At 38.8% G+C, this 24,008-nt stretch carries 23 protein-coding genes and 2 pseudogenes; 20 read left to right on the plus strand and 5 right to left on the minus strand.

Annotated features, from left to right (window positions below; genetic code table 11):
- Positions 1–25: 25 nt before the first annotated feature.
- From NITER_RS10250 to NITER_RS09095, 17 genes and pseudogenes are all read left to right on the plus strand, one after another.
- Positions 26–1,075: pseudogene (locus NITER_RS10250) on the plus strand (integrase core domain-containing protein); the annotation flags it as partial.
- Between the two features lie 21 nt (positions 1,076–1,096).
- Positions 1,097–1,816, plus strand: a pseudogene (locus tag NITER_RS10255) (cytochrome D1 domain-containing protein); the annotation flags it as partial.
- Between the two features lie 3 nt (positions 1,817–1,819).
- Positions 1,820–2,098 (plus strand): c-type cytochrome, encoded by a 279-nt coding sequence (locus tag NITER_RS10260; protein ID WP_425596375.1) that lies wholly within the window; start codon positions 1,820–1,822, stop codon positions 2,096–2,098.
- The gene (locus tag NITER_RS09030) at positions 2,098–3,201 is read left to right on the plus strand and encodes a radical SAM/SPASM domain-containing protein (RefSeq protein ID WP_084274871.1); all 1,104 of its coding nucleotides are present in this window, start codon (positions 2,098–2,100) and stop codon (positions 3,199–3,201) included. Before NITER_RS10260 ends, NITER_RS09030 begins: the two co-directional genes overlap by 1 nt.
- 21 nt (positions 3,202–3,222) lie before the next feature.
- Positions 3,223–4,320, plus strand: a complete 1,098-nt coding sequence (locus tag NITER_RS09035; RefSeq protein WP_084274870.1) for a cytochrome D1 domain-containing protein — start codon at positions 3,223–3,225, stop codon at positions 4,318–4,320.
- A gap of 65 nt (positions 4,321–4,385) precedes the next feature.
- Positions 4,386–5,150, plus strand: a complete 765-nt coding sequence (cobA, locus tag NITER_RS09040) for a uroporphyrinogen-III C-methyltransferase (RefSeq protein WP_084274869.1) — start codon at positions 4,386–4,388, stop codon at positions 5,148–5,150.
- 279 nt (positions 5,151–5,429) lie between these two features.
- Positions 5,430–8,033, plus strand: a complete 2,604-nt coding sequence (nosZ, locus tag NITER_RS09045; RefSeq protein WP_084274868.1) for a Sec-dependent nitrous-oxide reductase — start codon at positions 5,430–5,432, stop codon at positions 8,031–8,033.
- 203 nt (positions 8,034–8,236) lie between these two features.
- On the plus strand, positions 8,237–9,022 hold the full coding sequence (locus NITER_RS09050; RefSeq protein WP_084274867.1) for a cytochrome C: 786 nt from the start codon (positions 8,237–8,239) through the stop codon (positions 9,020–9,022).
- Positions 9,022–10,239, plus strand: coding sequence for a nitrous oxide reductase family maturation protein NosD (locus tag NITER_RS09055; protein ID WP_084274866.1), 1,218 nt, complete (start codon positions 9,022–9,024; stop codon positions 10,237–10,239). The genes NITER_RS09050 and NITER_RS09055 overlap by 1 nt, the downstream gene beginning before the upstream one ends.
- Positions 10,236–11,018, plus strand: coding sequence for a 4Fe-4S dicluster domain-containing protein (locus NITER_RS09060; RefSeq protein ID WP_084274865.1), 783 nt, complete (start codon positions 10,236–10,238; stop codon positions 11,016–11,018). The genes NITER_RS09055 and NITER_RS09060 overlap by 4 nt, the downstream gene beginning before the upstream one ends.
- A 3-nt stretch (positions 11,019–11,021) precedes the next feature.
- On the plus strand, positions 11,022–11,597 hold the full coding sequence (locus NITER_RS09065) for a c-type cytochrome (RefSeq protein WP_084274864.1): 576 nt from the start codon (positions 11,022–11,024) through the stop codon (positions 11,595–11,597).
- The gene (locus tag NITER_RS09070) at positions 11,594–12,085 is read left to right on the plus strand and encodes a c-type cytochrome (protein ID WP_084274863.1); all 492 of its coding nucleotides are present in this window, start codon (positions 11,594–11,596) and stop codon (positions 12,083–12,085) included. Before NITER_RS09065 ends, NITER_RS09070 begins: the two co-directional genes overlap by 4 nt.
- Before the next feature lie 12 nt (positions 12,086–12,097).
- Positions 12,098–13,009, plus strand: coding sequence for a NapH/MauN family ferredoxin-type protein (locus NITER_RS09075; protein ID WP_084274862.1), 912 nt, complete (start codon positions 12,098–12,100; stop codon positions 13,007–13,009).
- Positions 13,006–13,644, plus strand: a complete 639-nt coding sequence (locus NITER_RS09080) for an ABC transporter ATP-binding protein (RefSeq protein ID WP_084274861.1) — start codon at positions 13,006–13,008, stop codon at positions 13,642–13,644. The genes NITER_RS09075 and NITER_RS09080 overlap by 4 nt, the downstream gene beginning before the upstream one ends.
- Entirely contained in the window at positions 13,631–14,086 is a 456-nt protein-coding gene (locus tag NITER_RS09085; RefSeq protein ID WP_084274860.1) for a nitrous oxide reductase accessory protein NosL, read from the plus strand. Before NITER_RS09080 ends, NITER_RS09085 begins: the two co-directional genes overlap by 14 nt.
- The gene (locus NITER_RS09090; RefSeq protein WP_084274859.1) at positions 14,083–14,910 is read left to right on the plus strand and encodes an ABC transporter permease; all 828 of its coding nucleotides are present in this window, start codon (positions 14,083–14,085) and stop codon (positions 14,908–14,910) included. The genes NITER_RS09085 and NITER_RS09090 overlap by 4 nt, the downstream gene beginning before the upstream one ends.
- Before the next feature lie 10 nt (positions 14,911–14,920).
- Complete coding sequence (locus NITER_RS09095; protein WP_084274858.1) at positions 14,921–15,409, plus strand: nitrous oxide reductase accessory protein NosL; 489 nt, start codon at positions 14,921–14,923, stop codon at positions 15,407–15,409.
- Here NITER_RS09095 and NITER_RS09100 read toward each other — a convergent pair.
- Genes NITER_RS09100 through NITER_RS09110 form a run of 3 tightly spaced genes read right to left on the minus strand, consistent with a single transcriptional unit; the run spans position 15,388 to position 17,101 of the window.
- Positions 15,388–16,158 (minus strand): endo alpha-1,4 polygalactosaminidase, encoded by a 771-nt coding sequence (locus tag NITER_RS09100; protein ID WP_084274857.1) that lies wholly within the window; start codon positions 16,156–16,158, stop codon positions 15,388–15,390. The two genes, NITER_RS09095 and NITER_RS09100, sit on opposite strands and share 22 nt — an antisense overlap.
- On the minus strand, positions 16,158–16,529 hold the full coding sequence (locus NITER_RS09105; RefSeq protein WP_084274856.1) for a hypothetical protein: 372 nt from the start codon (positions 16,527–16,529) through the stop codon (positions 16,158–16,160). The genes NITER_RS09100 and NITER_RS09105 overlap by 1 nt, the downstream gene beginning before the upstream one ends.
- Positions 16,530–16,531: 2 nt before the next feature.
- The gene (locus NITER_RS09110) at positions 16,532–17,101 is read right to left on the minus strand and encodes a precorrin-2 dehydrogenase/sirohydrochlorin ferrochelatase family protein (RefSeq protein WP_084274855.1); all 570 of its coding nucleotides are present in this window, start codon (positions 17,099–17,101) and stop codon (positions 16,532–16,534) included.
- 110 nt (positions 17,102–17,211) lie between these two features.
- Here NITER_RS09110 and ahbA point away from each other — a divergent pair, with 110 nt between their 5' ends.
- Entirely contained in the window at positions 17,212–18,204 is a 993-nt protein-coding gene (ahbA, locus tag NITER_RS09115) for a siroheme decarboxylase subunit alpha (RefSeq protein WP_084274854.1), read from the plus strand.
- Complete coding sequence (locus NITER_RS09120) at positions 18,194–18,550, plus strand: hypothetical protein (RefSeq protein ID WP_084274853.1); 357 nt, start codon at positions 18,194–18,196, stop codon at positions 18,548–18,550. Before ahbA ends, NITER_RS09120 begins: the two co-directional genes overlap by 11 nt.
- A 152-nt stretch (positions 18,551–18,702) precedes the next feature.
- On the opposite strand, the gene NITER_RS09125 is transcribed toward NITER_RS09120, so the two are convergent.
- Together NITER_RS09125 and pyk are read right to left on the minus strand one after the other, a co-directional pair.
- A complete protein-coding gene (locus NITER_RS09125; protein WP_084274852.1) occupies positions 18,703–19,131 on the minus strand; it encodes a hypothetical protein in 429 nt (142 codons plus the stop codon).
- Between the two features lie 22 nt (positions 19,132–19,153).
- Positions 19,154–20,530, minus strand: coding sequence for a pyruvate kinase (gene pyk, locus NITER_RS09130; RefSeq protein WP_084274851.1), 1,377 nt, complete (start codon positions 20,528–20,530; stop codon positions 19,154–19,156).
- 53 nt (positions 20,531–20,583) lie between these two features.
- Here pyk and NITER_RS09135 point away from each other — a divergent pair, with 53 nt between their 5' ends.
- Positions 20,584–23,961: a hydantoinase B/oxoprolinase family protein gene (locus NITER_RS09135; protein ID WP_084274850.1), complete on the plus strand. Its 3,378-nt coding sequence runs from the start codon at positions 20,584–20,586 to the stop codon at positions 23,959–23,961.
- The last annotated feature ends 47 nt before the right edge of the window (positions 23,962–24,008 follow it).

Genomic DNA, 24,008 nt, shown 5'->3' on the forward strand with positions numbered 1-24,008 from the left:
GGCACTCCGAGAGGGAGAGTGAGGAGTGCAAATCAAATACACGTTGCCAGGGCTCAAAGGATATAAAAGATTAGAGAGGATATACTACAATTCGCTTATGATAAGCGAAGAGGCAAAAAGAAGAAAAAAGATATTGGAGTTTTGGGAAAAATATGGACTAGCAGCAACAACTGAAGCTTTTGGAGTAAGCAGAAGAACACTCTTTCGATGGAAAAAGAGTTTAAATGATGCAAATGGCGATATCAAAGCCTTAAATCCAAAATCACGAAGACCAAAAAGAGTAAGAGAGTCAAAAGTACCAAGAGAAGTTATTAATGAGATAAAAAGATTAAGAAAAGAGTATCCCAACATCGGCAAAGCAAAACTCTACCACCTGCTTAAACCTTTTTGTGAAGAAAAAGAACTTAAAACTCCCTCGGAATCCACAATAGGAAGAATAATCGCAAAAGCACCAGATACAATGAGACTTTTTCCCTACCGCATCGATACAAAAGGAAAAGTGAAACCAAAAAAGAAGACACAAAAAAACAGAAAACCAAAAAACCTCAAATCTAAACCATTTGAACTCTGGGCAGTCGATACCATCCAAATAGTATCAAACGGTATAAAACGATATATCCTTACTATGATTGACCCACTCACACGTATTGCATTCGCAGTAGCAATTCCATCTAAAAGAGCAAAACATACTGCATATGCTCTTGAAGCTTTAATTGATGGAATAACCTCCATCAAACAAAAACGTAAACTTGCAATTCTTTCAGATAATGGCAGTGAATTTAAAAAAGAGTTTGATGCTCTGCTTGAACAAAAAGGCTTTACACACTACTGGACATATCCAAGGAGCCCTAAAATGAATGCACACAATGAAAGATTCAATAGAACAATTCAAGAACAATTTATTCAATACTATGAAGATTTACTCTTTACAGATTTGGATGAATTCAATAAAAAATTAGCAAAATGGCTCATCGATTACAATACCAAAATACCACACTCTTCTCTTAATTTTAAATCTCCGGTACAATACCTTCTTGAAAATCATTATGAGTGCCATATGTATTGGACTTATACAGCTACTTGCCTGCTCCCACAAATGGTAGTAGTATTCGATAGAGCAAACTTGGTTCCTGTGAAAACCCAAAAAGTTCAAGGCAAAATAAGTGCGCTCTATGAGCTTTATAGCAAAGATGAAGCAGTTTTTACGCTGCGCAACAAACCTGAACTCTATAGAGTAGATACGAAAACATTAGAGTTTAAAAAATTTCCACTTGATAAACCGATTGAAGATTTTTTTATTGATCCTTTTGAAGAGTATATAATTGGCACTACGCGCCACGGAAAAGATCTGCGTGTCTATGAGATAGATTCTCTCAAAGAGGTGTTTCACGCTCCAATGGAAGGGATGCCACATCTTTTTAGTGCAACTTACTGGTATAAAGATGGAAAATTCTATTTTGCGACACCACATTTGCGAAGGCCTTTTATCACTGTATGGCAGATGTATGATTGGAAACTTGTGAAAAAAATTGATGTAGGAGGAGATGGATTTTTTGTCAAAACCCATCCTATGAGCGATTTTTTATGGGTAGATAATGGTAGCGATGAGCTTGTGTTAGTGGATAAAAGCTCGTTTGCTCTCAAAAAAATCGTTCCACGCAAAGGTAAACGCTATATTCATACAGAGTTTAGTGGAGATGGCAAATACGCATATTTGAGTATTTATGAGAGCGATGGGGATCTTTTAGTATGGCAGACAGATACATTTAAAGAGCTCAAAGACTACTCTGCAAATGTACCTGTAGGAAAGTATAACTTTATTAATAAAAACAGGAAATTTTACCCGAGACTTTTTGGTCTATCTCTCTTTAAAGAGAAGTGTTGGGGATGCCATCATCAAACGGCTATGGCTTTTGGCCCTCCTTTTGCAGCAATTGCAAAAAAGCGGACACGGGATGAGATGATCGCGCAAATTCTTGATCCAAAAAATATGTATAAGCATTTGGGATACAAGAGAAACTCTATGCCAGCATTTAAGCTCTCTCCTAAAGAGTTGCAAAGTATAACTGATTATATTATGAGTTTTAAGGATAAGTAGTGTTTAGATTAAGTAATCTACTCAAATCCACTCTGGAAGAGAAACCTTCAAGAGCTTTAAATGGTGCAATAGCGATATGGAATTTTACAAATCGCTGCAATCTTAGTTGTCTGCACTGCTATTCTAAAAGTGGTCTTGATGCAACAGATACGCTTACAACAGAAAAGATTCTCTCTACTATTCCCCAGCTTAAAAATGCTGGAATCAAGTTTGTTATCTTTAGCGGAGGAGAGCCGCTTACGAGAAAAGATATCTTTTTGATTGCCAAAGTCATGAAAGATGAGGGAATAATGACCTATCTTTCTACAAATGGGCTCTATATTAATCCTGGAAATGTAGAAAAAATTATTGATACATTTGGCTATATAGGTATTAGCATAGATGGAGATGAGAAGACGCATGATAGATTTAGAGGACTCGTAGGGTCGTATGCTAAGAGTCTGCAAGCAATTGATTTGATCCATCAAGCAGGTGGAAAAGTTGGGATACGTTTTACGATAACAAAAGAGACAAAAGAGAGCCTTGCACATATTTTTGAGCTAGCTGAGACAAAAGGTATTGATAAAATCTACATCTCCCATCTTGTCTATAGTGGTCGAGGCCTCGATAATCTTGCTATGGATCTTACAAAAGAGGAGCGTAAGGAGGCAGTTGACTTTATCATTGAGAAGGCTTTTGCTTACTATGATGAGGGGCGTGATATCGATATAGTTACAGGCAATATGGAGATGGATGCAGTAGTTTTTTTAGAAAAATTGAGACAAAAATATCCGCACAAAAACCACGTTTTAGAAGAGAAACTTCGACGTTGGGGTGGAAATAGTGCAGGGAGAAACTTAGTCAATATCAATAGCGAAGGTGATGTAAAGCCAGATCCCTTTTTTCCAATAACTCTTGGTAATATTTTTGATAAACCATTTGATGAAATTTGGCTGGATAATGAAAATCCCTATTTGCAAAGGTTGCGCCAATTCCCGCGAAAAATTGGTGGTAAATGTGCTGCGTGTGAATGGATTGAGATATGCAATGGGGGTAGCCGTCCAAGAGCATGGGCAATAAGTGGAGATCTGTGGGATGAAGATCCTAGTTGCTATATTGTGTAGATTTACTGCGAAAGGAAGAAAATGCGAATAACTCTTTTGATTTTTTTACTTCTTAGTGCACTTTTAGCTCGCGAGAAGGTATTTGTGGTGGAGCGAGAAAACAGTGCATTAGCTGTGATAGAAAATCATAAATTGAAAAATGAAATACCAAATATGCACAATTTCAATCATGCAGTTGTGAAGTTTATAGAAAATGATGGGTATGCCATTACACGTGATGGATATTTGATTAAATTTGATCCACTGAAAGAGAAAAAACTCAAAGAGGTCAAAGCGAGCCAAAGTGCTATTGGTTTTACATTGGCAAAAGATTTTGTAGCAGTAGCTAATTATGCCAACAAAACAGTAGAGATTTTTGATAGAGATCTTCATAAACTCCAAACTATCAAAACAGGCTCACGCAATGTAGGAATTAAAACATACAAAGACTACCTCATTTTTGCAGCAATGGATAGTGATGCAATATGGGTTATGAAAAAGATTTCTACAACCACTTTTGATAGATTTGGTGTGCCACACAAAAAGATTTTTTTTAAAAAAGTAAAAGTTATTGAAAATGCTGGAGAGGTTCCTTTTGATGCAATGATCAATAAAAATCTCTATGTGGTGGGATTTTTCAACTCCCCCTTTGTTGGCGTATTGAATCTTGATACCTTTGAATATAAGCAAGTCCCACTGCAACTAGAAAAAAGGACAATAGTATTAAAAGTTCCCCATTTTGGCTTTTGGTCTATTATGAAAGATAAATTTTTCATCCCAGCCGTAGGGGATAATAAAGTCTTTGTGTTTGATAAAGATTTTCATTTTATTAAAGCTATTGAAGTAGAAGGAAATCCAGTCTTTACTTCTCTTAGCCCTGATAGAAAATTTTTAGCAGTGACATTCAGTGGCAAAAAATTTCCTATTGTGCAAATAGTTGATACTAAAAGTTTGCAAGTTATTAAACGATTTGATTTTGGCGGAATGGTGCTGCATGTAAGATGGAGTGCAGAGGAGCCTTTGTTGTACGTTTCTAATAATGGAAAAAGTGAAGTTATAGGGATGGATACCCGAAACTGGCAAAAGCTTTTTAGTGTAGCTGTGCCAAAACCTTCAGGGATTTTTATATTCAAATATTGATGTAGGTCATTGTTTTTGATATGATGAACATATACAATGTGATAATTAATGTAAAAGGATAAGCAATGGGAAAGGTCTATCTTACTGGTGCTGGACCTGGTGATATTGAGCTTTTGACGCTCAAAGCTGCAAGGGTTATTAAAGAGGCCGATGTTATTATTTATGATAGACTTGCCAATCCTGAAATTTTACAAATGGCTAAAAATGGCTGTGAATTTATCTATGTCGGTAAAGAGGATGGTAAACATATTCTCCCTCAAGAGCAAATCAATGAAGTTATTTACAAAAGCGCTCTGCGTTATGATGTAGTAGTACGCTTGAAGGGCGGAGATCCTTTTGTTTTTGGAAGAGGAGGAGAAGAGGGAAAATATCTTTTTGAAAGAGGAGTTGATTTTGAAATAATTCCAGGAATCACATCTTCAATAAGTGTGCCAGCCTATGCAGGAATACCTGTGACACATAGAGGCGTGAGTGTGAGCTTTCGCGTAGTAACTGGCCATGAAGCTCCTAATAAAGAGGCGAGCCAAATACCCTGGGAAAACTTTAAAACAGATGATACTATCGTTTTTTTGATGGGACTCCATAACCTCCAACAAATTGCACAAAAACTTATTGAAATTGGCAAACCTAAAGATTTTCCTGTCGCAGTAATATCAAAAGGCACTACTCCTGAACAAAAAACAGTCGTAGGTACTTTAGAAAATATCTATGAAAAGGCAAGAGATCTTCCTACTCCTGCACTCATTGTAGTAGGTAAAGTTGTTAATTTAAGAGAGAGTCTTAACTGGTTTGAAAAGTCTGCTCGGCAAAACGCACTTGCCTACGCTTAGCAAGCATTTTTATAAAATCATTGATATAAATCAATTTCTTTAAAGAAATATTTCGCATTATAAAATTTATGAAAATTTTTACACTACAAATACTCCAAAAAGTGGCAATTTTATGACAAATCTATGTCTGTCACCAAAATGTCACAATTCTTAAACCCTTTTCATTTTTTTGATAAAAAAAAGTAAAAATTTTTATAAAACTAGGTAATTTTTAAGCTTTGAGTAAGGGACGTTGGCCTATAATTTTTTTAACGCCCATTTAACATAAAGGAGGTATCTATGAGGCGAACATTTAAACGGCTCTTAAGTCTTGCCGCTGCGGTAGGGCTGGTCTCGAGTGCTGCTGTTGCGCAGAGTGAACTTGAAAAGATCATGAAAGAGCGGGGTCTTACCCAAGATGACATTTTGGCTGCTGCCAAAACCTATACTCCATCAGGAGGAAGAGATAAGTATATAGTATTCAGTTCTGGTGGACAGTCTGGTCAGATAATGGTTTATGGCGTTCCATCAATGCGTATATTGAAGTTTATAGGTGTTTTTACGCCAGAGCCATGGCAAGGTTGGGGTTATGATGATGATACAAAAAAAGTCCTCAAAGAGGGATGGTATCGAGGTAAGCCAATAACATGGGGTGATACGCACCACCCAGCTATTAGTGAAACTAATGGTGTATATGATGGAAAATGGCTTGCAATCAATGATAAAGCAAACCCAAGAATCGCTATTATTGATCTCAAAGACTTCGTAACAAAACAGATAGTTGTTAACCCTGTTTTTAAATCAGATCATGGTGGTGCATTTTTTACACCAAATAGTGAATATATTCTTGAAGCGTGTCAGTATGGTGCACCATTTGATAATGAATATCATCCGATGGAAGAGTATGCAGATGTTTATCGTGGTGGTGTGACATGTTGGAAATTTGATCATGAAAATGGTCGTGTAATAAAAGATGAATCTTTTGTTATAGAGATGCCACCATATATGCAAGATTTGAGTGATGCAGGTAAAGAGATGAGTTATGGATGGGGATTTACTAACTCATTCAACTCAGAGTTATATACAGGTGGTATTGAAAAAGGTCTTCCTCCATTTGAAGCGGGAATGAGTCGTAACGATACTGACTATCTGCATGTATATAACTGGAGAAAGCTTGCAGAACTTGCAAAAGATCCAAAAAATGTGAAAGTTATTAATGGAATTAAAGTAATTCCTATTGAAGTGGCAGTAAAAAATGATTGTCTCTTCCTCATTCCAGAACCAAAATCACCACATGGTGTTGATGTAAGCCCAGATGGACGCTATATTGTTGTGTGTGGTAAGCTTGATACCCATGCAACTGTGTATGATTTCAAAAAGATTATGGAAGCAGTGAAAAATCACGATTTTGCTGGAAAAGATCCTTACGGTATTCCTATTATTGATATGAAAAAAGCTATGCATTGTCAAGCTGAGCTTGGTCTTGGACCACTACATAACCAGTATGGACCAAAATGGAAAACAGAAGGGGAAATTTATACTTCACTCTATGTTGACTCTCAAGTTGTAAAATGGGATTATCTCACCTGTGAAGTAAAAGATAGAGTAAATGTGAATTACAACATCGGACACCTTTGTGGTATGGAAGGAAAAACTGAAGATCCACAAGGCGAATATATTATTGCATTAAATAAACTTGCAATCGATAGATTCAATCCAATTGGACCACTTCATCCACAAAACCATCAGCTCATTGATATCAGTGGTAAGAAGATGAAGTTGCTCTATGATATGCCAGTGCCACTAGGTGAGCCTCACCAAGCAGTTGCAATTCGCGCAAGCAAACTCCATCCAGAAGTACGCTACCCAATGGGAACTAATCCATTTACTGGAAAGGTTCATGAAGGAAAAACACTTGCTGGACAAGAAAAAATTGTTCGTAAAGGTAATCATGTCTATGTATATGGTACACTTGTTAGAAGCCATATCAACCCAGAGCACGTAACTGTGAATAAAGGTGATATTGTCACATTCTACCTCACTAACCTTGAGCGTGCAGAAGATGAGACACATGGGTTTACAGTTGACTGGTACAATGTCCACGCATCACTTGAGCCTGGTAAGACAGTTGCTGTAACATTCAAAGCAGACCGTGAAGGTGTATTCCCATACTACTGTACAGAATTCTGTTCAGCATTGCACCTTGAAATGATGGGTTACTTGCTTGTAAAAGATCCAAACAAAAAATATAAATCTGTCAAAAAAATCAAACTCAAAAAAATGAGCAAAGAGCAGCTCATGAAAGAGTATAAAAAAACAGTTGCTCTCAACGAAGCGACTAAAAAAGTTATTCAAAGCGTAGTGAAATTCCTCAAAGAGAATCACTATGAAAAATATCCTGTTGTAAAACAGCTCGTTGAAGATGCTATGGATCAGTTTAACAAAGTGCCAGCTGAAGAGAAAAAAGCTGAAGAAGCGCTCAAAAAAGGCGATATAGAAACAGCTATCAACTTCCAATATCAAGCTTGGCAATATCTTGTAAAAACTGCCGATGTTGGTATTAGAGCAAAAGACTTGCTAGTAAGAAAACTTGCTACTCCTATGAGTGAAGCTGCAAAACGTGGTGAAGCTGCATTTGCAGAAGGTGGATGTAACGGATGTCACGTTATCGGTAAGGTGAGCTCTGGACCAGACCTTGTAGGTGTTCTCAAACGCCATGAAAACGGTGAAAAATGGGTAGCAGAATTTATTAAAAATCCTGCTAGCAAATATAACGATCCGTATGTTAAAGCGATGATTGACTACTTCAATCTCCGCATGCCTAATCAGCATATGAGCGATCAAGAGATCAAAGATATCATCGAATACCTCAAATGGGTTGACGAAAACGCCAACCTCTTCTAATTCTCAAGGGGCCTTTTTGCCCCCCTTTTACTATACACATCAATGTTATTTTTATTATTTGTTTTGTAAAGCCACAATATCGCCATACTTTTATAATATAATCAAATAATAAAAATAACATTTGGTAATTTTTGATGTATATCATTATACTTTGATAAAAAAAAGTGGTAAGATACTACTAATACTCAATGAAGGAAGAGAAGATGAAGAAGTATCAAGTCTACGCTCTCATTGCGTTGGCAATATTGCTGTATTGGTTCGTAGTGCCAGCAGTTTTGACACATGATGTAAACTATTTGGCTAAACAGGGTAAAGCGGATAAAATTCCTCCGATAGCCTATAAGGTGTGGGATTACTATATGAAGGGACGCTATGTAAGTCCTAATACTCCGCCTGAAGCATTGGATAAAAACAAAAATCCAATTCTCAAAAAGATGATAGAGTACAATGCTGAGATTGGTGTTGCAAGTGCACCGATCTGGTATGTAGCACTCGAAGCACCTAACTATCCAAAAGATGCATTTCCTGAAGGGATCCCTGTCTATTACCATTTCGATGGTTTTAGCGGTGATGTGCATGAGATGAATACAATTAATCACTTTATTGGTATGGATCCAATGGAAAGAGGTGCTCCATATTTACGTATGATTGCACCATATGTACTTGTACTTTTGGCTTTTGCGTATGTTCTCTTTATTCTCTATGATTGGAAATGGCTTAACTTAATAATGTGGATAGCTGTAGCACTTCCTCTTATCTTCTTGGGATTTTACGCTTACTGGCTCTATTGGTTTGGTCACCATATGCACGATTGGGGAGCCTTTAAAATTAAACCGTTTATGCCAACAGTCTTTGGGGATGGAAAAGTGGCGCAATTTACCACACACTCCTATCCAACAATCGGCTTTTGGCTACTATTAGCAATTAGCCTCTTTACGCTTTTAGCAATTATTTCAAAAAACAACTATCTCAAGCAAAAAGAGGCTTAATGCGCAGAGTAGCCCTGCTAGTATGTATTGGAGCTGTTTTGCACGCCAATATTTTGCAAGAGGCGATCAATAAAGCTAAGCCTGGTGCAAGGCTAGATCTGCCAAAAGGCGTGCTCAAAGGCTCTATTACGATAAATAAGCCTCTCATGCTAGTAGGGCACGATACGATTATTGATGGAGAAGGTAAAGGTACTGTTATAAAGGTTCGTAGTTCTAATGTTATTTTGCAAGATCTTACTATCCGCAATAGTGGGAAAGAGCATGAAAAGGTAGATGCTGGGATTTCAGTAAAAGATGCTGCCTTTGTACAAATACGCAACTGTAAAATTCTTAACTCGCTCTTTGGTATAGATTTGCAAAATGTCAAAAACTCAAAAATTATAGGAAACTATATCACTTCAAAGCCTTTTCCTCTTGGTATTCGCGGTGATGGGGTAAGGTTATGGTATAGCAATGATAATGTTCTAAAAAATAACCATCTCTACAAATCGAGAGATTTTGTAGTGTGGTATAGTCATGGTAATCTCATTGAAGGTAATATAGGGGAGTATGGCCGCTATAGTTTGCACTTTATGTATGCAGGTAAAAATATTGTGCGCAAAAATATCTATAAGCACAATAGTGTTGGAATATTTTTTATGTATTCGCGAGATACTATTGCAGAAAATAATATTGTCATGAGCTCTTTAGGCACAACTGGTATGGGGATTGGGCTTAAAGATGCTTCCAATTTTGTTATAAAAAATAATACAATCCTCTACTGTGCGAAGGGGATGTATATTGATAGATCCCCATTTGAACCAGGTCAAAGTAATAAAATTGTGGGAAACAAGATTCTCTATAACTCAATAGGAATGCATTTTCATTCACTAAGCACTGATAATGTGATTACAAAAAATATCTTCAAAGGCAATATGGAGAATGTCTATGATGATTCGGGGCAGGGGAGGATTCATGCAGTTATGAATAAATGGTATGAAAATTACTGGGATGATTACCAAGGGATTGATAAAGATGGGGATGGAATTGGAGATATCCCCTACACGCTTTATTACTATGCAGATAAACTCTGGCTGCTCAATCCCAATGTGCGTTTTTTTTATGCTTCGCCAGTTATTAGTATTCTCAACTTCTTATACAAACTTGCTCCAATTTCAGAGCCTATTAAGCTCTTGAGCGATCCAAAGCCTTTGATGTATGAAGAGGGGGTGTCATGAAAGATAAAAAAAGAAGAGATTTTGTAAAGCAGATGGTAGGGCTTGGCGTGCTTGGAGTGGCAGCAGCCGGAACCGTGTGGGGTGGCAAAGAGCTGCTAGAACGAGAGGAGTCCCCACTGCGTCCTCCAGGTGCAATGCCAGAGCATCAATTTTTGGCTCTGTGTATTAAATGTGGACAATGTTTGCAGGTGTGTCCTTATGATGCGATTATGTTAGAAGATGTTAATGGTAAAGCCGGAGTTGGAACTGCTTATATTGATCCAGATAAAAGAGGTTGTTATCTTTGTAAGGCATTGCCATGTATTTTAGCTTGTCCAAGTGGTGCACTCAAGCATGAAGATGCTGATGATGTGCGCAAAACCCATATGGGTGTGGCTATCATTGCTAATGAAAATGCATGTCTTGCCCTTTATAATAAACCGGTTCCAGAAAGTGAGAGAGATCTCATATATGATCATACAAAAGTGTTGACGCCTGCTGAGAGAAGAGAGAAAAAAGTTTATGATCTTCCAAATCCAAGTGAAAAGAGGACACTACAAGTTGAGCTTTTGAAAAAAGTAGAAAAGTATGTAGGGAAACAGTGTACAATTTGTGCTGATCTTTGCCCCTATCCTGAGCAATCTTTAGCTATTGGAATGGTGCAAAAAGGAAAAGGTTACATTCCAGAAATTAGAAGCAAATGTGTAGGCTGTGGAGCCTGTGTAGAGCTCTGTCCTACTGATGTACTCAAAATAATTCCAAGAAAAACCTATGATGAGGTTTATGGAAAAAAGGCTTAATAAATGAAAATAGGTAATAGTTTAATCATAATAGCTTTGCTTTTTGCACTGAGTGGATGTGGTGAAAAGAAAGAGCAGCAGGAAAAACAAGCGGAAGCTCAGGGGCAGATAAAGGTAACTGAGGGTGTTGTTAAAGAGAAAAAGGCACAGAAAAAATCTCTTGATAAAGGAGAGTTTTACTACTCCTACAATGAAGGGAACAAGAAAAAAGAGGAAGTTGAGGATGAAGGAAGATATACAAGGTTAGGCGCATATCGCCATGTTGTAAACAACTATCAAAAAGTGCAGATTTCACTGTGGGCAAATAAGCTAAGTAAAGATTTTCTCATCTACTGCTCTGCTTGTCACGATGACTATGCAAATGGAGTCATTGGGCCATCGCTTTTAGGTAAAGATGGGGCTTATATTTATAAGCAGTTACAAGATTTCAAATCCGGTAAGAGAAAAAATGTGCTTATGGTACAACTTGTAAGGCGTTTAAGTGATGAGCAACTCAAACACTTAGCAGATGAGATAGCAGCATTTAATAAAAAAGTGCAAAAACTTCTTGAGCAAAATGGACAAAAGGATCAAAAATGATACGACACATCATAGCAGCAATAGCAGCAGCATTAACTGTATGGGCAATTTTGTATATGGCAAAGCTTGATCAAGAGGTAAATAGATTACAGATGATTCATGAAATTATCCAAAAGAGCAAGCTTGAGGTACCTATGGCGAAGAAAGCCACACCAACACAACAGCCGCAAAAAGCTGAAGAGAGTGAAGAGGAGAAAAAGCTTAAGGTCCTCAAAGAAAAAGCAGGACGTATGAGTGCATTTGAAGTAAGTACCACTTATAGAAGAAACTGTGCATCATGCCACGGTATCAATGGAGAGGGAGCAGTGGGACCAAAACTTATTGGCAAAAATAAAGAGTATATTTTGCAAGCACTCAAAGATTTTAAATCTGGTAAACGTAAAAACTATGTAATGTATGGGCTTTTGCAACAGCTTGATGATAAAGAACTTGATGATTTGGCAACGGAGATTGGATCATTTGCTCAAAAACTCAAAGAGGCACAATAAGAGGGGGAGGAAGTGGATAAATATAGCTGGAGTGTGAGGGAGCTTATTAATGCTCCTTTATGGTCAACTCTCTACTACCGTACAAAAGAGGGAAAAATCCGCCCAACCTGGCGGTTTTGGCGATGGCTTAGTGTCATTATCATCAATGTTGCCTTCTTTTTATCCTACCATATAGATATACAGTTTTTGGAAGGGACATTGACGGGATCAAGGCTCCTTGGATTTCACCTCATTGATCCGTTTGCTGCATTAGAAATTTTAGCAGCTGAGCATGAGGTACATACCAATATCATTATTGGTGTCTCTACCATTGTGGGGTTTTATTTTTTGGTAGGAGGAAAGGCTTTTTGCGGATGGGTATGCCCCTATGGGCTCTTGAGCGAGATAGGGGAGTATTTTCATCAAAAGCTTGTGAGTAAACATATTATCAAAGAGCATAAATTCAATCCAAAAGTACGCTACATCTTTTGGGCGATTTTCCTAGCAGCAGCTGCGATTGATGGTTATATGGTTTTTGAAGTGATAAATCCAGTAGGGATTTTAAGCCGTTTTATTGTGTATGGTTGGAGTTTAGCTATTGTTTGGGTTTTAGTAATACTTTTAATAGAGATCTTCTATTCTCGCCGTGCATGGTGTAAGTATGTCTGCCCTATTGGTACAACCTATGCTTTTATTGGCTGGGTAAGCCCTATGAAGGTGCAGTGGGATATGGATAAGTGTGATCACTGTGCTGCTTGTTTTATTGCTTGTCCAGAGGAACATGTTTTAGAGCGTTTTAAAGCTAAATATGATGAAGAGCGCAAAGAAAAAGGGATTACAAAAGAGTTTGTTAAAGATGGTGATTGTATAATGTGTGCGAGATGTTTTGATGTGTGTCACGAAGATGCATACAATTTTGAGTTTAGGTTGAAGAATCTGGTATGATAGTAATTAAAGAGGCTGTGAAGCGCTTTTTAGATGTCAATGTCTTAGATCATGTAAATTTAACTATAGAAGATGGTGATAAAATTGCTCTCATGGGGCCCAATGGAGCTGGCAAAACCACTCTTGTGCGTTCCATTTTGGGCTTTTACCATCTCGATAGTGGCTCCATTGAGGTAGATGGCCTCTCTCCAATAAAGATGCGCCAAAGAGTGCTCACAAATATCAGCTTCATTCCTCAAACACCGCCACCTATTAAACTGAGCCTCACTGAGCTTATTGAGTATGTGGCAAAAAGCTCGCAAGTTGTGCCTCAAGCTATCTTTGAAGAGGCAAAGAGACTGGATCTTGCACTTGAGCAAAACTTGAGTAAGCCATTTTTTAAGCTCAGCGGCGGAATGAAGCAGAAAATGCTCATAGCCATTGCATTGGCAAAAAAGAGCAAGATGCTTATTTTTGATGAGCCAACAGCCAATCTCGATCCGAAAGCGAGAGAGAAGTTTTATAACCTTTTAGAGGAGCTAGATGCTAAAACTTCGACAATATATATAACTCACCGTCTTGAAGAGGTAGAGAGTCTTGTTAATAGAAAAATATATATGGATTTAGGCAAAGTGGTTGAAGATGAGAGAGTTTAGATATTGGACAGTAGACATTAGATATTGGATAATTCTAATTTTTATCTCTTTAGCTTTTTGGGGATGCTCGAAAAAAGACTATACCAAAGAGCCAGCAAAGATGCACTGGGATCGAGACATGTGCGAGCGGTGTAAAATGGCAATTAGTGAGCGAAAATTTGCAGTGCAAGCGGTGGATGAGCAAGGAAGAGTATATAAGTTTGATGATATTGGATGCTACTTCTTATGGCATAAGCTCGAGCATCCTGAAATAAAAATCAAAAAGATCTGGATTACTGATGCCAAGACGGGTAAATGGATCGATGCAAAAAAGGCAAAATACGTGCAAAACTATATTACACCAATGGGGTATGGATTTGGAGCGCTTACCCCACAAGAAGCGCCAAAAGATGCTTTGAGTTTTGATGAGGTAAGAAAAGCCGTAGAGAAGATTGGACGATGAAAAATCTCTTTTTGATAGCAAAACTCGATATTAAAGAGTCAACGCGTAGCAAATGGTTTTTTGTTTATCTCCTTGTATTTGGCGGATTGATGGCGCTCTTTTTTGTTACAGGGATTACAGATAGTGTTGTCATGGGATTTACCGGCCTTAGTCGCTTGCTGCTAGTTTATATGCAAGTGACAATCGTTATTTTGCCTATTTTTATTTTGATAACTACTGTCAAATCTATCTCCGGCGATCGTGAGAGTGCTATTTTAGAGTATATGCTCTCATTTCCGGTATCGCTCAAAGAGTACTACTGGGGAAAGATGTTGGGACGCTTTTTTATCGTCTTTTTCCCTGTGTTTTTAGCACTTGTTTTAGGAATTGTTTGGGGAGTATTTAAAGGTGGGGAGCTTCCGTGGAAGATGCTTTTTGTCTATAGTGGATTTTTGTTTAGCCTGTGTGCTGCATTTTTAGGAATAGCATTTTTTATCTCTACTATTGTGAAATCTCACGATGTTGCACTGGGGGCTAGCTTTGTAGTTTGGATAACGCTTCTTGCCTTTATCGATATTGCTCTTATAGGACTGATGCTTGCAAATAGATGGAATGATGATCTCATTATTGCTCTTTCGCTTCTCAATCCTTTAGAGGTGTTTCGCGTAGGGGCTATTAGTCTTTTTGATCCAGAGCTTACAGTGATGGGGCCTGTTGCATACTTTTTGCTTGATACCTTTGGTCATACGATGATACTGTTTTATGCAGTGCTCTATCCTTTAGTATTAGGCATACTCTTTGCGATGTTAGGCTATTACTTTTTCAAAAAACGGGATCTACTCTAAAGGAGTGTATATGAAAAAAATTTTTGCAATATTTCTCTTTGTTACGCTACTTTTTGGACAAAATGCGTCAAAGGATAGTAAGAGCTCTCAAAAAGCAACTCTTGACCCTATTTACCATCTTGATGTAAATAAAAATCCTAAGTTCCAGGCAAAAATAGAGCTTGCAAATGGCAAGACAATTCTCTTTTGCTGTCCTAAATCGATGTTTTATTTCTATTTGCGCCCCTACGAATTTCCTGAATATAAGATAAAAAAGGAGACCGATTTTAAAAAGCTCCTTGTCAAAGACTACATTAGCGGAGAGTGGATAAAGGCCGAAGGTGCGCTCTATGTTTTTGGAAGTCGCTTGCAAGGGCCAAAGGGGGATGATCTCATTCCTGTGCGCAATAAAGATACTCTTAATATCTTTCGCCTCAAATATGGTGGTAGTAAAGTGCTAACCTTTCCTGAAGTAGTTCATAAAGGTGTTGGACTCATCTATTTTCTTGATGCTCCGTAACACTCTTGCCATAGTGAGCCATCAAGAGAGGGTGAAGCAAAATAGAATTTAAAGCGATTGTACTTTTGGCACCCCTCTTGGAAGGGTGCATACTCATACTCAACTGCATAGACGGCTTTATTTTGCTCTATAAAGGGAAGATACTTATCGCATTCGCCATTTTCCACACACTCTTCCACTATGGCAAAATCAAATAGTTTTGCAAGCGTTTTTGCTTGGAATGGATCATTTTTTAAAGCGATGAGTAAACCTCTTTTATGTGCTTCGTATGCTAAAAATCTATTAAATCTTAGCTGATCGCTATAACTGAGGGAGAATCCTGTATCATTGGTAAATCCATCAACATTATCAGGTTCAATACCATCACACCCTTTTTTAAGAGCAAGATCGATGCGCTTACGCATGATCTCTTTTACATGGCTATCGCGAATATCAAGCCATCTTTCACCTGGCCAATCATTGAGAGGTTCTCCTATGGCGGTTTGAGGAAAGAGAGAGATATCAGGACGCCAATTCTCATACGTTCCTGCACTAAAGTAGCAAATCACTGTTTTGTTATGTTCATGAAGCTTTTTTATAAGAGTAGGAGAGGAGTCAAAAAGATCGATATCGTAGATTTGAGCATTATTGAAATTTGTAACATTCCCATCAAGTTGCCAGTAAAAGCTCATGGAAGGTGTTATTGGTTGAGCTTGAAGGAGCAAAAGTGCTAAGAAAAGTTCGCGAAAAATCTGAATAGCACTATGCATTATTTTTTGAAAAATTCCTTCACCCAGGCAAGCTCTTTTTGATTGAGTGAGAGTGTTTTTATAACTGTACCATTATCGTCTAGAATATGGAGTTTATTGCCTTCAACTTTGAGATGTTTCTCTCCCCACTTTTTGAGCATCGCATCATATGCTAAATAGACTTGTGCATTTGCAATATCGAGATCTTTGCCTGTACGTTTATTTACAATATCCACGCCTCCTAACTCTTTTGTAATTTTATAAGGAAAATAGGGCAAAATAGCTTCATAGACTCTTTTGTTTTTTGGTGCTGGCATATTTTCTAACAGCGCAGTAATGCTTAAGAAGATGAAAATAAATAGAAATGCCCAAATCAGTTTCTTACTAAACATTGTTATCCTTTGAAGTGTTTTTGTATATACTCTTTTGCCTTTTTATCAAGAAGCTCCATTCGCTCTTTGCCTTTGGGAAGAGTTGCACGCAAAGTTTTAAGCTCTTGCAAAAAGGAGGCGATATTTGCTGGGAGGAGCTTTTCGATAGCGCGGCGCAGATATTTTGATAGAGCAGGTGAAGCGCCACTTGTAGAAAAGGCAATAATGAGTTCACCTTTTTTGATATAGGATGGAAAGATAAAATCACAATACTCTACGCTATCAACTGCATTGCAAAGAGCTCCATATTTTTGGCACTCTTCGTAGATTGTTTTTTGGACTTCAAGATCATCTACTGCTACGATGACAATGAAAAAGCCCTCTACATCTCCTGTTTGATATGATCTTTTATGATAGGGGAGGCTATGCGTAGTAATGAACTCTTGCACTCTTTCATCAATTTCTGGAGCAATGATGGTGATGTTGTGTGTAAAATCAAGAAGATGAGAAATCTTGTCTCCTGCAATTTTACCACCACCCACTACGAGGATCTTTTTGTTATCAAGTTTGAGATATGCTGGAAAAAAACTCATATAACTCCTTTGCGTAATATTAACCAATTTTACCTTGGAAGATTTTGATAGGTATCAAGGATACAAAATGGTAAACTCATTACAATTATGAAAAAAAGAGAAGGAACCGGATGCGTGAGGAGTTTGTGACGCTTATTCAAAAAGAGTTTCCCATAGCACAGCGTCCCTTTGCTGCATTAGCAAAAGAGCTAGGAAGTGATGAGGAGAGTGTTCTAGAGCTTTATAAAGAGTTGAAGGCACAAGATATTATTCGCCAAACTTCAGGGATATTTGATACAAAATCGTTGGGATATAAATCAAGCCTAGTAGCTTTTAAAACTAAAGATATAGAAGAAGCAGCAGCTATTATCAATACCCATCCTGGAGTTTCACATAATTATGAAAGAGATCACGATTTTAATCTCTGGTTTACCATTGCCGTTGAGCCACGAAGTAAATTGGGGCTTGAAAAGACAGTGGAGCTTCTAGCGCAAAAGAGTAATGCACAAGAGTATATAATTTTGCCTACAAAAAAGATGTTTAAAATCAAAGTGCAGTTAGATCCCAGGGGTATGGGGAAAAAGAAAGAGAAAGTAGAGAAAAAGAAGAAAATATCTTTTGAACTCACTCCCCTGCATTATCAACTTATAAAGCTACTTCAAGAAGATATTGATGCAGTATATGAGCCTTTTGCAAAGGTAGTAGAGGAGCTTGGTATTGATTATGATACATTGATGCATGAGGCTAAAAAATTGCAAGAGGGCGGATATATGCGCCGTTTTGCTACCATTTTGCGCCATCGCAAAGCGGGGTTCAATGCCAATGCAATGGTGGTGTGGGATGTGGATGAAAAGAGAGCTGCAGAGATAGGAGAGAAAGTGGCGGCGTATCAGGCTGTGAGTCACTGCTATTTGCGTCCAACCTATCCCAACTGGCCATATAGCCTCTTTAGTATGGTGCATGGAAAGAGCAAAGAGGAGGTAGAAGAGGTGGTAGAGGAGATTGCAAAAGAGATTGAGCCGCGCGATTATCGCTATCTCTATTCTACGAGGGAGTTTAAAAAGCAACGCATCAAATATTTTAGTGATGCGTTTGCAGCATGGGAGAGAGAAAATGTTGACTGATTTTTTTCGTGAAGAGCTGGTTTTTATTCTTATAGCGCTATTTGTTTTTGCAATTGCTGTTTTTGTGGTAACGCGTCCCTTTGTGGAGGTGAATGCAAAAAAAGTATTGAGTATTATAGGGATCTTTTTGCTTGTGGGATTGATTGCGCACTACACTTGGCGGCTCCATCATATGGAAAGTGTAAAAAAAGCTTTTGCTGCAGGGAAGAATATTTTATGTATCGATAAGACCAATAAAATTGGCTATGTTCTTATTAATCGTGGAGAGTGGAAGATCGTTAATGATGAATTTGTGCACCCTGAGTTTCCTCGGGCGTACAATATCAGACAGTGTGTAGTGGAGTAATTATGGAAGAGAAAAAAGAGGTAATAATTACGGGGCTTAAGATCCCCTTTTGGGATCTTGTGTGGTTTATGGTAAAGTTTACCCTTGCTTCAATCCCCGCTTTTGTAATTTTATATGGAGTTTTTTGGCTTCTTTCCTTTTTCTTTGGAGCATTAATTGCCCTTCCTTTTTGAGGGGACATTGCAAAGTACGGGATAGCTAAAATCTCTCCATGAACCAAGATCGAGCATATGATCATCAATAGTGTCATGGACAAGGTAGGTATAGTTTGTAGGAAGATTATGGTTATGGTAGGTGAGGATATAGTGTCTATCTCCTGCTTCAAAAAAGGCAGTGGTGTTATTCTCTATTATATAGCTTTGATCGTACCTTTTTAGATCTAAATCTTCGAGAAACTTCTTCTTATCTTCTGCTTTTTTATACGCTTTTTTAATATCTTGCCACTGTGCTACTGTAGCTTGAGGACCAAAGGTGCTTTTGCATATCGCATCAAAATCTTCATAGGGTGTATAACTTTGACTTGTAGGGAGAAAGTCAGCCATAAGAGTCATGCTAAGAGCTAGAGGGAGTAAAAACTTCATATTGCACTCCTTTTTTCTTTAATTATACCTCAACTACTCGTATCATATTTGTAGTACCCTCTTTTCCAACAATACTTCCCATTGTAAGGATGATTCTATCTCCTGGAGTCACAATATTTTCTCTTTGTGCTACGTCTAAAAATTTTTGGATGAGGTGCTCTGGATTTTTGATTTTTGGCATCTCTAAAATCTGCGCTACTCCCCAAACTAAAGAGAGCTTGTGGGAAGTATTTTTATCATGTGTCACAGCAATAATTGGTGCTTGAGGGCGATATTTGGCTATGCTTTTGACTGTTGTACCGCTACTTGTAAAGGAGACAATGGCTTTTGGGCTGATAGATTTGCAAAGGTCTGCTACACTTCCAGCAATCGCATCGATATCTTTTCCTTCATAGTGTTTATAAAAGGGATAGATGCTCATTGTCTCTTGAATTACTTTGCGTAGTGTCTCTACTGCTTCAACTGGATATTTCCCGACAGTCGTTTCATCGCTAAGCATTACTGCATCGCTCCCATCCATTACCGCATTTGCTACATCACTTACTTCGGCTCGTGTAGGAAAAGGGGAGTTGACCATGGAGAGCAGCATCTGTGTAGCAGTTATAACAGGTTTTCCTAAGCGATTGGCCTCTTTAATGATACGTTTTTGTATTACTGGAACCTTTTCAATGCCTACTTCAATCCCGAGATCTCCCCGTGCTACCATAACCCCGTCGCTGGCCTGTAAGATTGATGCAAGATTTTCTACCGCTTTTTTTGTCTCGATTTTTGCCACTAGCCAAGGGTTTGCCCCCTCTTGGTGCAAGATTTTGCGCGCTTTTTCGATATCTTGATCTGTATTTACAAAGCTTATTGCTACGATATCTACTCCCTCTTTTGCTCCAAAGCGTAAGTCCTTTTCATCTTTTGGTGTGAGGGCGCTGAGGCTAAGATTTGAGTGGGGGAAGTTGATACCTTTACGACTGGAGAGTACTCCAGAGTTTTTGACAAGGAGTGTCACACTATTATACTCCTTTGCAATTACTTTTGCCCTAATGGTGCCATCAGCAAAGAAGACATACTCACCAACTTGTAAATCATCGATAATTTCTGGGTAACTGATAGTGAGATCATACTTGGAGTGTGGCATATCTTTGACAAGACGGATTTTGTCTCCTTTATTAAGCTCTAGTATCCCATCTATCTCACCTATTCTAATCTTTGGACCGCTTATATCTTGCAAAATTGCAGTTTTGCTTCCTAGTTTTTTTGCAGTTTCTCGAATCTTTTTGATTGAAGTATGATGGGTTTTATGATCAGCATGGCTAAAATTGAGGCGAAAGACATTGACTCCAGACTCAATAAGTTGTTCTATTTTATCAATGGAACTGGGTCCGAGTGTTGCAACAATTTTTGTCATTTTGGCTCCTTCTTACATTATAATATCCTAAGATTTTAACAAGAAGGTTACCCATGCTCAAAATCGCAATCGATAGAGGCGGAACATTTACAGATATCTATGCAGTTATTGATGATAAACAGGTGATAACAAAAAAGATTTTGAGTGAAAGTCCTCTTTATGAGGATCCAAATAGCTATGGTGTGCAATTGATACTGGATGAAATGGGAGCTACGCTGGATGATATTGAGTGGATCCGGTTTGGTACCACGGTAGCTACCAATGCACTGCTTGAGCGCAAAGGGGTTGATCTTACATTTGTTGTGACAAAAGGATTTAGAGATATTTTAGAGATTCGCTACCAAAATAGAGCCGATCTCTTTGCGCTGGATATCAAAAAGCCTCAGCCTCTTTATAAAGAGGTGATTGAGGTTGATGAGCGAGTTATTCCCAAAGGAAGTGACTTTGAAGTGCTACAACCTCTGCAAGAAGTGCCAAAGCCAAAGCATAAGCATGTGGCTGTAATGTTTTTGCATAGCTACGGATTTGATGAGCATGAAAAACGTATCAAAGAGATATTACGTGAATTTGATGTAACAGTTTCAAGTGAAGTTATTCCCTTGCAAAAAGCAATCGATCGAGCAGATACTACAGTAGTGGATGCCTATTTAACACCAGTTGTGCAAGAGTATGTGCAAAAGATCCTCAAAAACCTAGACAAACAAAAAAACATATATTTTATAAAAAGCGATGGAGGGCTTTGCAAGCCTGAAGAGTTTCGCGGCATCAACGCACTACTTAGTGGTCCGGCTGGCGGTGTGGTAGCCCTCTCAAGCATCTATGATGGAGTGCCACTCATTGGTTTTGATATGGGAGGAACGAGTACTGATGTGAGCCGCTATGATGGAAAAGTAGAGCTTAAAATGAGTGATGAGGTAGCGGGCTGCTACATCCACTATCCTATGGTAGATATTCACACAGTAGCAGCTGGAGGAGGCAGTAGACTTTTTGAGAAAGAGGGGATGTTGGTAGTAGGGCCTGAGAGTAGCGGGAGTGATCCGGGACCAGTATGTTATGGCAGAGGAGGAGAGCTGAGCATTAGCGATGCCAATGCGGTTACTGGTAGGCTTGAACCCGACTTTTTGCCAAAAGTCTTTGGAAAAAGCGGCAAGGAGCCTCTTGATATTGCAGCAGCCTGCAGTGCTTTTATGCCACTAGCAAAAAAGCTTGGAAAAGCGATAGAAGAGATAGCATTGGGCTTTATCGATGTAGCAAATGAGCATATGGCAAACGCAATTAAAGAGATAACTATCAAAAAGGGTTATGATCCCAAAGAGCATACGCTCTGCGTTTTTGGAGGAGCCGGTGGGCAGCATGCTGTGGGGGTGGCGAGAAAACTTGGCATCAAAAAGATCCTCATCCATCGCCACAGTGGTATCCTCTCAGCTGTGGGTATCGCGTACGCTGATATCAAAACAGAGCGCATTGCAATGGCAAGCGGTAATCTCGAAGAGGATTTTGCAAAACTAGAGGCTGGAAGTGAGAGGTATCAAAAGTATAGAAGTCTCTTTGTGCGTTTTAAAGGTACTAATACATCTTTGGAAGTGCCTTATGAAAACTATAAAGAACACTTTTTAAAGCGCTACAAGCAGGTTTTTGGCTTTGTTCCTGTAGGGGAAATAGAGATAGAGAGTATCAAAGTAACACTCATCAAACCAACTGCCAAACCAAAACGCCCCAAAATTGCAGCAGGTACAGTAGAGCCAGTAAAAATGGGACGGGTCTACTTTGATGAGGGATGGCAAGAGGTGCCAATTTTTAATGAACTCAAAGCTGGGGCTACAATCCAAGGGCCAGCCCTTATCGCACTGGAGCACTCTATGGTAGTGCTTGATCAAAAAAGCCGCGCTTCAATTAATGAGTATGGAGATATTCTCATAGAAGTAGAGCATGCAGAGCAAAGAGTTATCCAAGAGGCAAAACTCTCTCTTTTAGCAAATAGATTTGAGTTTATTGCCAAAAAGATGGGTGATATTTTGCAAAAAAGTGCAAAGAGCGTGAATATCAAAGAGCGTGCCGACTTTAGCTGCGCTATTTTTGATCCAGATGGCAATTTGATTGTCAACGCTCCCCATATTCCAGTACATCTTGGATCTATGAGCAGTGTGGTAAAAGCGATTATTGCCAAAGGGTACAAAAATGCCACATATATTACCAATGCTCCTTATGAGGGAGGCTCGCATCTGCCAGATATTACAGTAGCTACGCCCTATATTGAAGATGGCAAGACTCTTCTTTGGGTGGCAAGCCGCGGTCACCATGCAGATATTGGAGGGAGTGTGCCTGGAAGTATGCCGCCATTTTCAAAGTTTTTACATGAAGAGGGGACAATTATAGAGAGCTTTGCAGTAGTAGAGGAGGGAGTATTTGCAGAAGAGATTTTGCGATCTATTTTTGAGAGTGCTGGTGCGAGAAATATTGAAGATAATATAAGTGATATAAAAGCGCAGATTGCAGCAAATATGGAGGGGATTCGTTCGCTCCTTCCTTTAAAAGAGGAGCTTTCTTGGTTTTTTCGTGCAATAAAAGAGGTGAGCGCAAGGAGCGTAAGAAGCTTTTTTGCTTCATTACAAGCAGCAAGTGCCGAAGATTATCTTGATAACGGAGCAAAAGTTGCTTTGCAAGTCTATAAGAAAAATGGCAAAGTAGTTTTTGATTTTAGCAACTCAAGCCCGCAGCTGCTTTCTAATCAAAACGCCCCCTTTGCAGTGCTTAGAAGTGCAGTACTCTATGCCTTGCGCGTGATACTACAAAGAGATATTCCCCTCAATGATGGAATATTGCAAGATATTGAGATTATCGCTCCAAAAGGGACGCTTCTCAATCCCGATAAGGAATTGGCAGTAGTTGGTGGCAATGTTACAACGAGCCAGCGCATAGTGGATGTGATATTTAAAGCTTTCAAAGTAGCTGCAGCAAGTCAAGGGTGCATGAATAATGTTATCTTTGGTAATGAGCGTTTTGGCTACTACGAGACCATTGCAGGTGGGGCTGGAGCTACACCGCAAGCTCATGGGGCAAGTGGTGTGCATACACATATGACAAATACTAAGATTACAGATGTGGAAGTGATGGAGAGCCGCTTTCCTGTAATGATAGAAAAGTTTGCTTTAAGAAATGGTAGTGGGGGAGAGGGAAAATATAGGGGAGGAGATGGTGTAGAGCGTATATATCGCTTTTTGGAGCCAGTGGAAGTGAGTCTGCTTACAGAGCGAAGATCCTTTGCACCCTATGGTTTGTATGGGGGCAAAGAGGGAAAAAGGGGAGAGAACTATCTTGTGCGTGATGGAAAAACCTATAATCTTGGCGGTAAAGTCCACTTCTTTGCAAAAGAGGGAGACAAGCTCATAGTAAAAACGCCTGGAGGGGGTGGCTGGGGTACCACACAATAGCCACAAAATCGCCTAAAAATTGCCACTTTCCTTTGTTAGAATTTTTC

The organism is Nitratiruptor tergarcus DSM 16512 (assembly GCF_027946175.1).
Lineage (GTDB): Bacteria > Campylobacterota > Campylobacteria > Campylobacterales > Nitratiruptoraceae > Nitratiruptor > Nitratiruptor tergarcus.